This is a genomic window from Pusillimonas sp. T2, from assembly GCF_002236805.1.
Lineage (GTDB): Bacteria > Pseudomonadota > Gammaproteobacteria > Burkholderiales > Burkholderiaceae_B > Neopusillimonas.
In genome coordinates, this window is sequence record NZ_NIQA01000003.1 from 191,931 (window position 1) to 206,078 (window position 14,148).

14 protein-coding genes and 1 pseudogene are annotated in these 14,148 nt (G+C 51.8%); 12 read left to right on the forward strand and 3 right to left on the reverse strand.

Features of this window, described 5'->3' with window-relative positions; all coding sequences use genetic code 11:
- The first annotated feature begins 1 nt into the window (after position 1).
- From PuT2_RS06620 to glmM, 12 genes and pseudogenes are all read left to right on the forward strand, one after another.
- Positions 2-865, forward strand: a complete 864-nt coding sequence (locus PuT2_RS06620) for a branched-chain amino acid ABC transporter permease (RefSeq protein ID WP_093970264.1) — start codon at positions 2-4, stop codon at positions 863-865.
- 3 nt (positions 866-868) lie between these two features.
- Entirely contained in the window at positions 869-1,858 is a 990-nt protein-coding gene (locus tag PuT2_RS06625; protein ID WP_093970265.1) for a branched-chain amino acid ABC transporter permease, read from the forward strand.
- Positions 1,855-2,619, forward strand: a complete 765-nt coding sequence (locus tag PuT2_RS06630; protein ID WP_093970266.1) for an ABC transporter ATP-binding protein — start codon at positions 1,855-1,857, stop codon at positions 2,617-2,619. The genes PuT2_RS06625 and PuT2_RS06630 overlap by 4 nt, the downstream gene beginning before the upstream one ends.
- Positions 2,612-3,322 (forward strand): ABC transporter ATP-binding protein, encoded by a 711-nt coding sequence (locus PuT2_RS06635; protein WP_093970267.1) that lies wholly within the window; start codon positions 2,612-2,614, stop codon positions 3,320-3,322. Before PuT2_RS06630 ends, PuT2_RS06635 begins: the two co-directional genes overlap by 8 nt.
- Before the next feature lie 18 nt (positions 3,323-3,340).
- The gene (locus tag PuT2_RS06640; protein WP_093970268.1) at positions 3,341-4,495 is read left to right on the forward strand and encodes an iron-containing alcohol dehydrogenase; all 1,155 of its coding nucleotides are present in this window, start codon (positions 3,341-3,343) and stop codon (positions 4,493-4,495) included.
- Positions 4,496-4,497: 2 nt separating this feature from the next.
- Positions 4,498-5,994 carry an aldehyde dehydrogenase gene (locus PuT2_RS06645; RefSeq protein WP_093970269.1) on the forward strand — a complete coding sequence of 499 codons (1,497 nt, stop codon included), beginning with the start codon at positions 4,498-4,500 and terminating at the stop codon, positions 5,992-5,994.
- A 28-nt stretch (positions 5,995-6,022) separates the two neighbouring features.
- Positions 6,023-7,228, forward strand: a complete 1,206-nt coding sequence (locus PuT2_RS06650) for an FAD-dependent monooxygenase (RefSeq protein ID WP_093970270.1) — start codon at positions 6,023-6,025, stop codon at positions 7,226-7,228.
- 25 nt (positions 7,229-7,253) lie between these two features.
- The gene (locus PuT2_RS06655; RefSeq protein ID WP_093970271.1) at positions 7,254-7,799 is read left to right on the forward strand and encodes a VOC family protein; all 546 of its coding nucleotides are present in this window, start codon (positions 7,254-7,256) and stop codon (positions 7,797-7,799) included.
- Positions 7,799-8,815, forward strand: coding sequence for a fumarylacetoacetate hydrolase family protein (locus tag PuT2_RS06660; protein WP_093970272.1), 1,017 nt, complete (start codon positions 7,799-7,801; stop codon positions 8,813-8,815). The genes PuT2_RS06655 and PuT2_RS06660 overlap by 1 nt, the downstream gene beginning before the upstream one ends.
- Positions 8,812-9,456 carry a maleylacetoacetate isomerase gene (gene maiA / locus PuT2_RS06665; RefSeq protein ID WP_093970273.1) on the forward strand — a complete coding sequence of 215 codons (645 nt, stop codon included), beginning with the start codon at positions 8,812-8,814 and terminating at the stop codon, positions 9,454-9,456. The genes PuT2_RS06660 and maiA overlap by 4 nt, the downstream gene beginning before the upstream one ends.
- Before the next feature lie 517 nt (positions 9,457-9,973).
- Positions 9,974-10,789, forward strand: a complete 816-nt coding sequence (gene sul2, locus PuT2_RS06675) for a sulfonamide-resistant dihydropteroate synthase Sul2 (protein WP_001043260.1) — start codon at positions 9,974-9,976, stop codon at positions 10,787-10,789.
- Positions 10,790-10,875: 86 nt separating this feature from the next.
- Positions 10,876-11,118: pseudogene (gene glmM / locus PuT2_RS06680) on the forward strand (phosphoglucosamine mutase); the annotation flags it as partial.
- A gap of 235 nt (positions 11,119-11,353) precedes the next feature.
- Here glmM and PuT2_RS06690 read toward each other — a convergent pair.
- The 3 genes from PuT2_RS06690 to PuT2_RS06700 form a co-directional block, all read right to left on the reverse strand.
- Positions 11,354-12,847: an IS91-like element ISVsa3 family transposase gene (locus tag PuT2_RS06690; RefSeq protein WP_001120888.1), complete on the reverse strand. Its 1,494-nt coding sequence runs from the start codon at positions 12,845-12,847 to the stop codon at positions 11,354-11,356.
- A 210-nt stretch (positions 12,848-13,057) separates the two neighbouring features.
- On the reverse strand, positions 13,058-13,282 hold the full coding sequence (locus PuT2_RS06695; RefSeq protein WP_000743213.1) for a hypothetical protein: 225 nt from the start codon (positions 13,280-13,282) through the stop codon (positions 13,058-13,060).
- Complete coding sequence (locus tag PuT2_RS06700; RefSeq protein ID WP_001366550.1) at positions 13,279-14,016, reverse strand: recombinase family protein; 738 nt, start codon at positions 14,014-14,016, stop codon at positions 13,279-13,281. The genes PuT2_RS06695 and PuT2_RS06700 overlap by 4 nt, the downstream gene beginning before the upstream one ends.
- Positions 14,017-14,148: the final 132 nt, after the last annotated feature.

Consider the following 14,148-nt stretch of genomic DNA (forward strand, 5'->3'; position numbering starts at 1 on the left):
CATGGTAGACAGTCTTTCAATACTGCTATTTAACGGTATCTCTTATGGAGTCTTACTGTTCTTAATGTCAGTTGGCTTAAGCGTAACGATGGGACTTATGCGTTTTGCCAACATGGCGCACGTAGTGTTTGCCATGCTTGGGGGTTACGTCACAGTAACCCTGCTTGAGCATACCGACTTGTCATTCTATATAGCTGTTGTTCTGGCGGCCTTCGTGACTGGGCTAGGCGGTGCAGTCGCCGAGAGAATCGTATTTAGGCACTTCTATAAGGCAAGCGAACTCAGGCAGGTCTTGATGTCGATTTCGATCATTTTTATGTCGATCGGTGTCTTCACTTATTTTTGGGGCCCAAGCCAGCAATCCGTTACGGTGCCTGATGAGTTAATCGGCATGCGTCATTGGATGGGAATAAGTGTCAATGCTTATCGGCTGTTGCTAATCGCGATTGGCGCTCTCCTTATGACCGGTCTGTTTGTTGGACTTAAACGCACAAGGTTTGGCGCAATGCTGAGAGCGGCTGTCGACAATCGTCGTATGACAATCAGTTGTGGCGTTGATGTAGACAGACTGTTTTTCTGGGCATTCACGATGGGTTGCGCATTAGCCGGTTTGGGTGGTGCACTCAGCGTCAACCTGCTAGGACTTGATCCGACATTTGGTCTGCGTTACCTAGCTTATATCTTGTTCGTCGTCGTTGTCGGAGGAATGGGTTCGATCGGGGGGTCTCTGCTCGCAGCACTCCTAATTGGTTTGGTCGATGTCTCTTTCAAGTACTACTGGCCAGAAGTAGGCGGATTTGTGATCTATATCGCCGTCGCTTTGTGCCTGATTTTGCGTCCCGACGGACTGCTCAAAAAAGGTTGAACAATGAAGTCTCACAGTTCTACGATTACTCGGGGAGCATGGCGCTGGGAAGAGCCTTTGTTCTGGATTGCTATCGCCATTGCGCCCCTTGCATTCCCAAACTACCTTCCCTTGTTAAGTCAGATTCTGATCATAGGCCTATTTGCAGTCTCACTTGACTTGCTGGTTGGTTATGCAGGCATCGTCTCTTTGGGGCATGGTGCATTCTTTGGGATAGGAGCCTATACCGCAGGAATTTTGATGCAACGTGGCCTAGGAGAGCCATTCCTGGGTTTAATTTTGGCGGCATTAGTTAGCGCCTGCGTGGGGTACGTAATTAGCTTTCTTCTTCAAAAAGTGCGCGGTGTAGCGTTATTAATCGTCACACTCGGTGTAGGTCTGCTGTTCTTGGAGTTGGCTATTCACTTCAAGTCGATAACTGGCGGTGAGGACGGCATCCAGGGTATTGACGTTTGGCCATTATTCTCAGTTTTCGAGTTTGACTTCCTTGGGCGAACTAGCTTCTTCTACTCCCTCCTCGTTTGTGGTTTGCTCTACCTTGTGGTTAGGTTGATTATCCGCTCGAACTATGGCCTCTCAATTGAAGCAATTAGAGATAACGAACGGAGAGCCACAGCAATTGGAACACCCGCAATCAAGAGATTACGCACTCTTTTTACGATCGCAGCAGCGGTGGCTGGCGTTGCCGGTGCGCTTTACGCCCAAACCACGCAGTTCGTAGCACTTGAAGCAATCAGTTTGGACAGGTCAGTTTCCGCACTAGTGATGGTGACACTTGGCGGCATTGGTACGGCTATCGGCGCGATGATCGGGTCAGCCATTTTTATGACCGCTAGAGACATGTTTGCAACCATGGAACCGATTTATTGGAATTTTTGGTTCGGCTGCCTTTTATTTGTGATCGTTTGCCTTGGCCAGGATGGCGTACTCGGACTCATTGCAAAAATCACTAACAAAATAAAACCGCGCGACAAAATGGAGCCGACACCATGATCAATAGTGATATTGCTCTTGAAACCGTAAGCCTCAGCAAGAATTATGGAAGTTTGGCTGTAACCCGCGATGTAAGTATTCGACTGGAGCGCGGCGCGAGACACGCGTTGATTGGGCCAAATGGAGCCGGCAAGAGCACTCTGATACATCAACTAACCGGAGTATTAAGACCTGACGATGGTCGAGTGATGCTGAATGGACTAGACGTCACCGACCACTCAGTCGAACAAAGAGTGAAGCTCGGCTTGTCTCGAACTTTTCAAATCAACACTTTGTTCAAAGAGTTCACACCTTTGGAGTCGGTCACTCTAGCGATACTTGAAAGAACGGGTACAGCAGGTAAGCTCTTCGCCTCTGCAAGACGTGAAAGTGCCGCTATAGATGAAGCTATATCAATAGTGCGTAGCATCGGGCTGTCAGATAAAGACGCCAGAAGGCGTGTTGCCGATCTCCCGTACGGCAGGCAGCGTATGGTTGAAATCGCGCTTGCATTAGCTTCCAAACCCAAAGTTTTATTACTGGATGAGCCAGCAGCCGGCATACCAGCAGATGAAAGCGCAGACATATTTAACGTGATAGCCAACCTGCCCGAGGACGTAGCAGTTTTATTCGTGGAACACGATATGGAGCTCGTATTCCGTTTCGCGAAAAAAATTACCGTACTTGTAAGTGGAGCGCTATTTTTTGAGGGAAGTCCAGAAGCTGTGGCAGCCTCTGATGAAGTCAGAAAAATCTATCTAGGGGACAAAAGTCATGTCTGATTGGCTGATACAAGTCGAACAACTCAGAGTTGGGTATGACGAAAGTGTAGCTTTGGATGAAATTACATTCTCGTTACCCAAAGGTGGCTCTTTGGCTCTACTTGGGCGCAACGGTGTAGGAAAGTCGTCCCTTTTACTAGCGTTGATGGGGCATTTAAAAGCCCGTAAGGGGCGAATAGCTTTTGATGGCGTGGACATCACAACGAGCAAGGCCCACAAGCGAACTGCTCAAGGTATTGCTTGGGTTCCTCAAGAAAGGGAATGTTTCCCCTCACTAACTGTAGATGAGCATCTGATGATTGCAGCTCGTCCGGGACCTTGGACACAAGAGCGGCTGTATGACTATTTCCCCAATCTTGCTGCTAGAAAAAACAATCTGGGCAATGCATTGTCGGGGGGTGAACAACAAATGCTAGCGATCGCGCGCGCGTTAATCGCAAATCCTCAACTACTCCTACTGGATGAACCTCTTGAGGGATTGGCTCCCGTAATCGTTGAGGTGTTGGAAGAAACAATTCGGTCTCTGGTCTCTGAACACGGCCTAAGCATAATTTTGGTTGAGCAGCATCCGGAGTTTGCACTCAACATTTGCGACCAGTGCCTGATCCTCGAAAGGGGAAAAATTGTTCACTCATCCCCAAGTTCAGTACTTATGGCAGACACTGACACGATTGATCGCCTGGTTGGTATACGCGTTATTTGATATTAAAAGAGACTCAAAATGATTTCTATTACAGCTCCAAATATTGTCCGCATTGGTGCCAATGCTAGCCTCGAATTGGCGGATGTCTTGATGATCTTGGGTTGCGAACGACCTCTTTTGGTTGTCGACCCACATTTCAAAAACTCAGGGTTCATTAAACGTCTCGAACAGACACTAAGCGAAGCACATAAGTCTGCATCTTTTTTCTATGACGTTGTACCCGACCCAACTTCGATCTCTGTAGAAAGCGGTGTCGTTCAAGCGCATGCCCACACAGCCGATTGCATAGTCGCTATTGGCGGTGGTAGTGCAATCGATACTGCCAAAGCAATTGGTTTACTGGCAAAGCACCAACTGACACTCCGGTCCATCTCCGCGCCATACCGAGTCATAGAAAAGGGTTTGCCAGTCATCGCAATTCCAACCACTGCCGGCACCGGATCAGAGGCCACAAGGTTCTGTCTTGTTACTGATAGCGCGACCCATGACAAGCTAGTTTGTATAGGCGAAGGTTTTATGCCTACCGCCGCACTAATCGACCACACGCTCACATTTACTGTTCCAGCTAGCGTGACAGCACATACAGGCATTGATGCTTTTACCCACGCGTTGGAAGCGTACGTAGGACGTAAAGCAAACGCAATTTCAGTATTGCAAGCCGAAAAGGCCTTGAAGTTGATAGGAAAGGCTCTGCCAGCTCTGATGTCAGACCTTTCAAATGAAAGGGCCCGCGAAGACATGATGCTGGGCTCCTATCTAGCCGGTAACTCATTTTCAAACTCAGGGCTAGCACTTGCGCACGGAATGAGTGCGCCTCTGGGTGGTGCTTTCAACATACCGCACGGTTTAGCTATAGGTCTACTTATTCCTGAAACAACGCGATTTTCAATTGCACGTACGCCAAACCCCTATGCGCGTGTAGCTCATTTGCTGGAACTCAGTAAAAGTAACGATGACGCTGAAGCTGCGAAAAGCTTTATGACATGGCTCGATGAGTTGAACAAAGCCTTAGCGCTACCTACCCTATCAAAGCTAGGCATTGATCAAAAATCTTATTTCAACGCGATAGAGAAAATGGCTGAGGAAACACCTAGATCGGGTGCAGCAGCCAATAATCCTGCTATCCCCTCTTTCGAGGAAACTGTCGAACTATTTAAAAAAATCTGGAGATAATAATGACCGATAAAATTTTCGACAGCACCACACTTGAGCATGCTCTAGCATTTGCTCGGCGCGAACATAATCTTCTAATTGATGGGCAATCCAAGCCTGCCATATCGGGCGCTCGGTATGATGTTATCAACCCGGCCACCTGCGAAAAACTTGCGTCTGTCGCTCAAGCGGGAGCAGAAGATTTGGAGCTAGCAGTTCAAGCCTCCATGCAAGCATTTAACTCTCGCTGGTCAACCCTGCCCCCAAACGAACGACAACGACTACTCTGGACACTCAGTGATCTAATCGAGAAGAATGCCGACGAATTAGCTGTATTGGAAACCCTTAACAACGGTAAACCAGTTCGTGAAGCTCGATTCATGGACATAACAAATGCGGTCAATACTCTACGCTATTGCGCGGGATGGGCAACTAAGCTGAATGGCGAGACTGTTTCGGTGTCCCATCCAGGTTTTTGGCACAGCTATACAGTTCGTCAACCCTACGCTATTGCAGGCCTCATCACACCTTGGAACGCACCGATCATGATGGCGGTTGCCAAGTTAGCGCCAGCGTTAGCCGCGGGATGTTGTGCAATCCTGAAACCCGCTGAGCACACGCCATTAACCGCGCTAAGAATTGGCGAACTGGCACTCGAAGCCGGAATACCGCCCGGCGTAATAAACATCTTGCCTGGGCTAGGAAATGAAGTCGGAGAGGCGATTGTTAACCACCCTAGCATCGAGAAAATTTCATTCACAGGCTCCGGACGCGTAGGTCAACGGATTCTCGCAAATGCCTCGCAGAACCTCAAACGAGTGACGGTGGAGTTAGGGGGTAAATCCGCCAACATCATTATGCCCGACGCGGACCTCACCAAGGCCATCCCCGGATCAGCCAGAGCCATCTTTGGTAACGCTGGGCAGATATGTAATGCTGGCTCGCGTTTATACGTACATTCTTCGGTCTATGACAAGACCGTTGAAGGTATTGCTGAATTTGCTAAGTCGCTGGTGGTGGGGAATGGACTGTCACCAGACACGCAAATGGGACCTTTAATTTCTCGCCCACAACTTGAAAGAGTATGCGCATATGTAGAGTCAGGACTCAAGGATGGTGCGAGTCTAATCACTGGCGGAAAAACATTAGATCTTGGTGGGCATTTCATAGAGCCAACGATCATTTCTAATACGCGGCAATCGATGCGTATGGTTCAGGAGGAAATTTTTGGACCAGTTCTGGCAGTACAACGCTTTGATGATGCCGAAGACCTAGCGGGCATTGCCGACTTAGCAAATGGAACTCATTACGGTCTGGGAGCAATGCTCTGGACTAATGACCTCAGTAAAGCGCACAAACTTGCTGCACGCTTTAAAGCAGGTACCGTCCGCATAAACGGTGGTGGGTTAGATCCCGCTTTGCCATTTGGCGGCTTTAAACACTCTGGAATTGGACGAGAATCTGGACGCGAAGGGGTTGAGGCTTACACAGAAGAGAAATCTGTGATGATCGCCCTCTAGACCACGCATCCACTTTCCGGAGATAAAAATGAATACGAATGACAAAAACATTGCCATTGTCGGAGCTGGTATCGGAGGTTTGACGCTTGCTCTTGCCTTGTTGCAAAAAGGTTACAAAGTAAACGTATATGAGCAGGCCCATGAATTGAAAGAGTTGGGAGCCGGCATACAAATGGCTCCTAATGGTACCCGAATCTTGCGCCATCTAGGACTTGAAGAAGCTTTACTGCAAAAAGGGGCAGTCCCGGCAGCGGGAAAGGAAGTTCGACTATGGAATACAGGTCAGACATGGCCCTTATTTGATCTAGGTGCAGACTCAATTAGACGCTTTGGTACCCCGTATTGGATGGTCCATCGCGGCGACCTGCATAGTGTCCTTTTGAGCGCAGTTCAGGCATTATCAGCTGGCGCCGTTCACACCAACCACCGATTAGTCTCAATAGCACAAGACGCCTCCAATGTAACAATGCATTTTGCAAATGGAGAAGTTGCAAGCGCAAAATTTCTTATTGGGGCTGATGGTGTCCACTCCGTTGTCAGAAACCAACTATTCGACGAACACAAGTCAGAGTTCACCGGCATCGTTGCATGGCGAGGTCTTGCGCCGATGGAAGAGCTAGACGAGACATTAAAAAGAAACGTCGGAACCAATTGGATTGGACCCGGTGGCCACTGCATTACCTACCCCGTCCAAGGGGGCAAAGTACTGAATTTTGTAGGTTTGGTTGAGCGTAATGACTGGCAAAAGGAGTCGTGGACAGATGCTGGCACCACCGAGGAATGCGCTGCTGATTTTCCAGGTTGGCATCCCTTGATTCATTCAATCATTGACAAACTGGACACGCCCTTCCGCTGGGCTTTACTGAAGCGAGCTCCGCTTAAGAGATGGACGTCAGGCAGGGTGACACTGCTGGGAGATGCTTGTCACCCTACCCTTCCATTTTTAGCACAGGGTGCAATCATGGCGCTTGAGGACAGCATTGTCTTGGCACGCTGCCTAGAGACATACGGCGAAGATTTTGCTGGTGCATTTGCCCGTTATGAAGAGCTTCGCATACCTCGAACGTCTGCCATTGTGAATGGGTCTAGCGCAAATATAAGCCGATTCCACAATCCGATCTTGGCTGAAGCTGACAAAGCAGCAGCATACGTAACCCGCGAGTGGGACCCAGAGCAAGTTCGACAACGCTATGACTGGCTATTTGAATACGATGCAGTTGAACTAGCCATTTAACCGACGGAATCTACTGGAGACATCTATGTTAGTTCAACGAATACACCACGTAGCTTATCGGTGCAAAGACGCCAAAGAAACAGTTGAGTGGTACGTAAAGTATCTAAAAATGAACTTCATTCTGGCTATCTCTGAGAATGAAGTTCCCTCCACGAAAGAACCGGACCCATACATGCATGTCTTTTTAGATGCAGGTATGGGCAGCATTCTTGCGTTTTTTGAGTTGCCCAATAATGCTTCTATGGGACGTGATCCGAATACCCCCTTATGGACCCAGCACCTTGCTTTGAAAGTCAACTCGATGGACGACCTCATGGAAACAAAGGCGAAACTCGAGGCTGATGGCATCAACGTCATTGGGCCGACAGATCACACTATATTCAAATCCATCTATTTCTTTGATCCAAACGGTCACCGCCTCGAGCTGTGTGTCGATACTGCGACTCCAAAAATGAACAAGATGCTTGATGCCGTTAAATGGGACATGCTTAATGAATGGGCAGTAACCCGAAAAGCGCCTCAGCATGCTCGCTGGATGCACGATGGAAGTTTTCAGGAGACCGATAAATAATGAAACTTGCGACTTTAAAGCGGGGGGGCCGTGACGGCACTCTGGTGGTGGTCAATAAGGAATTGACTCAATACACTGAGGTACCTGATATCGCGACAACACTCCAGCGTGCGCTAGATAGTTGGGAAAAAACGGAGCCGCGTTTGCGGCAAGTGTACGACGACCTGAATGCGGGTAAGGTGGCAAACGCATTCGACTTCAATCCAGGCTTATGTAATTCCCCGTTACCACGGGCATACCAGTGGGCGGATGGATCGGCTTACGTGAATCACGTTGAGCTGGTTCGTCGCGCCAGAGGGGCAGAATTACCCCCGTCCTTTTGGCATGATCCTCTGATGTATCAGGGCGGATCTGATTCTTTTATAGGGCCAACTGATCCTATCTACGCAACCTCGGAAGATTTGGGCATAGACCTCGAAGCGGAAGTTGCTGTGATCACAGGAGATTTAAAAATTGGGGCTAGTGCAGAAGAGGCCTCGTCAGCAATCCGTTTGCTGATGCTGGTCAACGACGTATCTTTAAGAAATTTAATTCCTAACGAGTTAGCCAAGGGGTTTGGCTTTTTTCAATCAAAACCAGCATCAGCCTTTAGTCCGGTCGCGGTTACTACGGACGAGCTCGGCAGCGATTGGATTGAAGGTCGCGTGAATCGCCCCTTAATCGTACACATCAACGGTAAGCTGTTCGGCAAGCCGAATGCTGCGACTGATATGACCTTCAGTTTTCCACAACTTGTTGCTCACGTCACTAAGACTCGTGAAGTTGAAGCTGGTTCGATTATCGGCTCCGGGACTGTGTCAAACAAACAGGGCGACCTTCACGGTTCGTCAATTGATAACGGTGGCGTCGGATACTGCTGTCTCGCTGAAGTTCGTATGTATGAAACTATTGAAACTGGCAAGCCACAATCTAGCTTTCTAAAGTTTGGCGATACGGTTCGGATCGAAATGTTCGACTGCGAAGGTAAAAGCATCTTTGGGGCAATTAATCAGCAAGTCAAGCGCTATCCTGCATGAAGCTTTACACCTACTTTCGTAGTTCCGCAGCCTACAGAGTTCGTATTGCGTTAAATCTCAAAGGCCTCGCCTTTGAGACCTCAGCGGTGCATCTCCTTCGTGCGGGTGGAGAACAGAAAACACCAGAATATCGCGCAATTAATCCATTGGGGGTCGTGCCCTCTATTGAAATTGACAATGGAGTAATCACCCAGTCTCTCGCCATCATAGAATGGCTAGAAGAAAGCTATCCACGCGTGCCCTTGTTGCCCACTGATGCTGCTGGGAGGGCTCGGGTAAGAGCGATTGCTCAGACGATAGCATGTGAAATACACCCTCTTAATAATTTGCGTGTTCTTAAGTATCTTACGGACAATTTAGGCGTCACCGAACAACAAAAAAAACAGTGGTACCAACACTGGGTTAGGGAGGGATTGTTAGCCGTAGAAAATATGTTGGCTACCGATAATGCTACCGGAACATTCTGCCATGGCGAGACCCCTGGAATCGCAGACTGTTGTCTGGTTCCTCAAATATTCAATGCTCGTCGTTTCGGATGCGAATTGTTAGAATTTCCCACCATCACTCGCATTGTAGAGGCCTGTGAGAGTCTGGCACAGTTCAATGATGCCTCTCCTGAACGACAGCCAGATGCAGAGTAATGTGCCGCGATTATCCTCCATCACGTCTAGCATGAGGGACTAAGAGAAATACGATGTTAGGACTTATTGGAGTTTAAACGACGGTAGTTATGCGCAAATTTACGCGTAACTTTAAAGCCAACGCCCAACTAAATCAATGGCTTAGCTGGGCGTGTGATAGTTTTGTATAACTAGAGATTCTTTACAAATCAATGACTTACGTTAGAATTTCTATTCCCACTCTATTGTAAACAAGACATTTTTATCTTTTATATTCAATGGCTTATTTTCCTGCTAATTGGTAATACCATGAAAAATACCATGCTCAGAAAAGGCTTAACAATATTTTGAAAAATTGCCTACTGAGCGCTGCCGCACAGCTCCATAGGCCGCTTTCCTGGCTTTGCTTCCAGATGTATGCTCTTCTGCTCCTGCAGCTAATGGATCACCGCAAACAGGTTACTCGCCTGGGGATTCCCTTTCGACCCGAGCATCCGTATGAGACTCATGCTCGATTATTATTATTATAGAAGCCCCCATGAATAAATCGCTCATCATTTTCGGCATCGTCAACATAACCTCGGACAGTTTCTCCGATGGAGGCCGGTATCTGGCGCCAGACGCAGCCATTGCGCAGGCGCGTAAGCTGATGGCCGAGGGGGCAGATGTGATCGACCTCGGTCCGGCATCCAGCAATCCCGACGCCGCGCCTGTTTCGTCCGACACAGAAATCGCGCGTATCGCGCCGGTGCTGGACGCGCTCAAGGCAGATGGCATTCCCGTCTCGCTCGACAGTTATCAACCCGCGACGCAAGCCTATGCCTTGTCGCGTGGTGTGGCCTATCTCAATGATATTCGCGGTTTTCCAGACGCTGCGTTCTATCCGCAATTGGCGAAATCATCTGCCAAACTCGTCGTTATGCATTCGGTGCAAGACGGGCAGGCAGATCGGCGCGAGGCACCCGCTGGCGACATCATGGATCACATTGCGGCGTTCTTTGACGCGCGCATCGCGGCGCTGACGGGTGCCGGTATCAAACGCAACCGCCTTGTCCTTGATCCCGGCATGGGGTTTTTTCTGGGGGCTGCTCCCGAAACCTCGCTCTCGGTGCTGGCGCGGTTCGATGAATTGCGGCTGCGCTTCGATTTGCCGGTGCTTCTGTCTGTTTCGCGCAAATCCTTTCTGCGCGCGCTCACAGGCCGTGGTCCGGGGGATGTCGGGGCCGCGACACTCGCTGCAGAGCTTGCCGCCGCCGCAGGTGGAGCTGACTTCATCCGCACACACGAGCCGCGCCCCTTGCGCGACGGGCTGGCGGTATTGGCGGCGCTGAAAGAAACCGCAAGAATTCGTTAACTGCACATTCGGGATATTTCTCTATATTCGCGGTTCAGCAGGCATGTCCCCTTTGAGGGCGACCCGACGACAGGATAATCGACCTTATGGTGCGCAAATATTTCGGCACAGACGGTATTCGTGGCAAAGCCAACGAAGGCGCGATGACGGCGGAAACCGCCTTGCGCGTCGGCATGGCGGCTGGCCGTGTCTTTCGTCGCGGTGACCACCGCCATCGTGTCGTGATCGGCAAGGATACGCGCCTGTCGGGCTATATGCTTGAACCCGCGCTCACAGCCGGTTTCACCTCGATGGGCATGGACGTATTCCTTTTTGGCCCGCTGCCGACAACGTATAGGAAGAATAAACGCCCTTTTCACCCAAGTCCAACAGCTTTGGACCGCAGTTGACTCTTTCGACACCCCTGCGATGCAACCCAATCCGGCTGACGGGGAGCCAGCAACGCTGAAAATTTACCCTCCTCTTTCCCACTAGCGGCTCCTTTTCCGACAACCAGCACGGCGGATCCCTGCCGCGGCGCTGTGAACGCAGCATTTTGATTGGTATCGTTGGCCTTCAGGCTCGTCAGTCAAACAGACCCAGGAGCAGCTCAGCCGGTGGCGCCCGGCTTTCGGGTAACGCCCTGGTCCCGCTGGTTTCGGCTTTGTGCTTCAGGTGATCAAGGATCTGCTTGATCACTATAGGGTCTTCAATGCAGGCGATGACTTTCATGGCGCCGCCGCAGCCGCTGCAGGTCTCGATGTCGATATTGAAAACACGCTTGAGCCGTTGCGCCCATGTCATCGACGCTCGCCGTTGTGCTGGTGTTGCCGGTTCATCAGCCACCCTGACCTTGTTGCCCCTGCCCCGTTTTGCCGGCGTGACCAACGCCCGGTGCCGACTGTTGGGTGCGAACACCCCGTGGAAGCGGGTTAGGTTGACTCTGGGCTTCGGTACCAGGGCGGCCAGCCTTGCAATGAAATCCAATGGTTCGAAAATGACGTGCGTGGTGCCGTCCCGGTACGGCGTCTTGAGCTGGTAGCGCACGTTGCCGCCTCGTGTTAACGACAGCCGCTTCTCGGATACCGCCGGGCGGCTGATGTACCGGCACAGCCGTTCGAGCTTCTTGCGTTCATCGGCCCTGGCCGCCACGCCGGCGTGCAGGCTGGACCCGGCTACCTTGCCAATCCCGTCACCGAACGGATCACCACTGGTCGGCAGAGTTTGCAAAGTGAACACCTTTCGCCCCGCCTGTGAACCGACAGCGATACGGTAAGTGATCGAGTGCCCCAGCAGGGGTGTCATCGGGTCGTCATCCACCGCATCCGAGGCCAGATAGCTGTTTTCGACATCCCGTTCCAGCAGGCCTTGCCGTTCCAGATAGCGACCCACCCGGTGGGCGATGGTGTGCGTCAGCTGGGTGAGCTCTGGGCTGGTCGGCGCCTTGACCCAGCGGAAACGCGCTGAGCCGTGGGATTGCTCGACATACACACCGTCGAGAAACAGCATGTGGAAGTGAACATTCAGATTGAGCGCCGATCCAAAACGCTGGATCAGGGTGACCGCGCCCGTCTTGGCCACTTGGTGGGTATGGCCCGCTTTCTTGACCAGGTGCGTGGCAATGACGCGGTAAACGATGCCCAGCACCCACCCCATGATCTCGGGCCGGCTGGCAAACAGGAAACGCAGCTGAAACGGGAAGCTCAACACCCACTGACGCATGGGTTGTTCAGGCAGTACTTCATCAACCAGCAAGGCGGCACTTTCGGCCATCCGCCGCGCCCCACAGCTCGGGCAGAAACCGCGACGCTTACAGCTGAAAGCGACCAGGTGCTCGGCGTGGCAAGACTCGCAGCGAACCCGTAGAAAGCCATGCTCCAGCCGCCCGCATTGGAGAAATTCTTCAAATTCCCGTTGCACATAGCCCGGCAATTCCTTTCCCTGCTCTGCCATAAGCGCAGCGAATGCCGGGTAATACTCGTCAACGATCTGATAGAGAAGGGTTTGCTCGGGTCGGTGGCTCTGGTAACGACCAGTATCCCGATCCCGGCTGGCCGTCCTGGCCGCCACATGAGGCATGTTCCGCGTCCTTGCAATACTGTGTTTACATACAGTCTATCGCTTAGCGGAAAGTTCTTTTACCCTCAGCCGAAATGCCTGCCGTTGCTAGACATTGCCAGCCAGTGCCCGTCACTCCCACTCGATTGTAAACAAGCACACAAAACCCTTTAGTGACAACAATTTGCAAGAACTATCAGGCTCAGTGCCATGAAAAATACCATGACCAGATCATGAGGTTGAACACGGCTTGCGCCGGCAGCGTTCACGCTCCTGGTCGGCGATCTCGCCCGGCTGCAATGCTAGCTCAGCATCGGTCATGCGCTCCAGCACGTCGCGTAGGCGGATGGTGCAAGGAATGGGCGGCAGCTCGAACTCATAGCCGCCGGCGATCATTTCGGCCGCAATCTCCTCGGTGATGAAAAACGGCTCGTCGTCTTGGTTCGGCTTCTTCATGCCCTTTCCTCCTGGCGCTCATCCTGGCCGACAGCGGCCAGGGCATCGGCTTCCGTCAATGCGTCCTCCACGAACGCGCCGTGCTGCTTCGCTTCGGCCTGGCTGACCTCGGCCCATATCCGTTTCACCTGGGCCGCACTGTACCCGGCCAGCTCGGCGGTCTTGTTGATGCTGTAGCCGGACTTGCGCAGCGCGACAACTTGGGCGCGGCGCTTCGGATCAGCACGGCGGCCCTTGTACCGCCCGGCCTGGCGGGCCAACTCAATGCCTTGGCGCTGGCGTTCGCGCCTGTCCTCGTAGTCGTCGCGGGCCATCTGCAAGGCCAGGCGAAAAAGCATGATCTGCACGGCTTCCAGCACGATCTTGGCGACGCCCTGGGCCTCGGCCGCCAGGTCGGATAGATCGACCACGCCAGGGACGGCCAGGCGTGCGCCTTTGGCCTGTATCGAGGCCACCAGGCGCTCGGCCTCGGGCAAAGGTAGGCGGCTGATGCGGTCGATCTTCTCGGCAATGACCACCTCGCCGGGCTGTAGGTCGCCGATCATGCGCAGCAGCTCAGGCCGGTCGGCGCGTGCGCCGGATGCCTTCTCACGGTAGATGCCGGCGACGTAGTAGCCGGCGGCCTTCGCGGCCGTAGTGATCGCCTCTTGGCGTTCCAAGTCCTGCGCGTCGGTGCTGACGCGCAGATAGACCCGCGCCACCATCGGCGCGGCTACTGGCTTCGTCCTGCGCATACTTGCGGGCTCCTTTGGGCATACTCAAATGCACCCATCTTAAACTGGCAGGCCAATTTATCACATATCGATCTAAATGCGCCTAGCTCATTTTTACAGCTTAAATGAGCTATTGAGCACACTCCATATTTC

Excerpts from the sequence above, each read along its gene's own strand:
- PuT2_RS06620 (WP_093970264.1), top strand. The coding sequence starts at position 2 with ATGGTAGACAGTCTTTCAATACTGCTATTTAACGGTATCTCTTATGGA.
- PuT2_RS06625 (WP_093970265.1), top strand. The coding sequence starts at position 869 with ATGAAGTCTCACAGTTCTACGATTACTCGGGGAGCATGGCGCTGGGAA.
- PuT2_RS06630 (WP_093970266.1), top strand. The coding sequence starts at position 1,855 with ATGATCAATAGTGATATTGCTCTTGAAACCGTAAGCCTCAGCAAGAAT.
- PuT2_RS06635 (WP_093970267.1), top strand. The coding sequence starts at position 2,612 with ATGTCTGATTGGCTGATACAAGTCGAACAACTCAGAGTTGGGTATGAC.
- PuT2_RS06640 (WP_093970268.1), top strand. The coding sequence starts at position 3,341 with ATGATTTCTATTACAGCTCCAAATATTGTCCGCATTGGTGCCAATGCT.
- PuT2_RS06645 (WP_093970269.1), top strand. The coding sequence starts at position 4,498 with ATGACCGATAAAATTTTCGACAGCACCACACTTGAGCATGCTCTAGCA.
- PuT2_RS06650 (WP_093970270.1), top strand. The coding sequence starts at position 6,023 with ATGAATACGAATGACAAAAACATTGCCATTGTCGGAGCTGGTATCGGA.
- PuT2_RS06655 (WP_093970271.1), top strand. The coding sequence starts at position 7,254 with ATGTTAGTTCAACGAATACACCACGTAGCTTATCGGTGCAAAGACGCC.
- PuT2_RS06660 (WP_093970272.1), top strand. The coding sequence starts at position 7,799 with ATGAAACTTGCGACTTTAAAGCGGGGGGGCCGTGACGGCACTCTGGTG.
- maiA (WP_093970273.1), top strand. The coding sequence starts at position 8,812 with ATGAAGCTTTACACCTACTTTCGTAGTTCCGCAGCCTACAGAGTTCGT.
- sul2 (WP_001043260.1), top strand. The coding sequence starts at position 9,974 with ATGAATAAATCGCTCATCATTTTCGGCATCGTCAACATAACCTCGGAC.
- PuT2_RS06690 (WP_001120888.1), bottom strand. The coding sequence starts at position 12,847 with ATGCCTCATGTGGCGGCCAGGACGGCCAGCCGGGATCGGGATACTGGT.
- PuT2_RS06695 (WP_000743213.1), bottom strand. The coding sequence starts at position 13,282 with ATGAAGAAGCCGAACCAAGACGACGAGCCGTTTTTCATCACCGAGGAG.
- PuT2_RS06700 (WP_001366550.1), bottom strand. The coding sequence starts at position 14,016 with ATGCGCAGGACGAAGCCAGTAGCCGCGCCGATGGTGGCGCGGGTCTAT.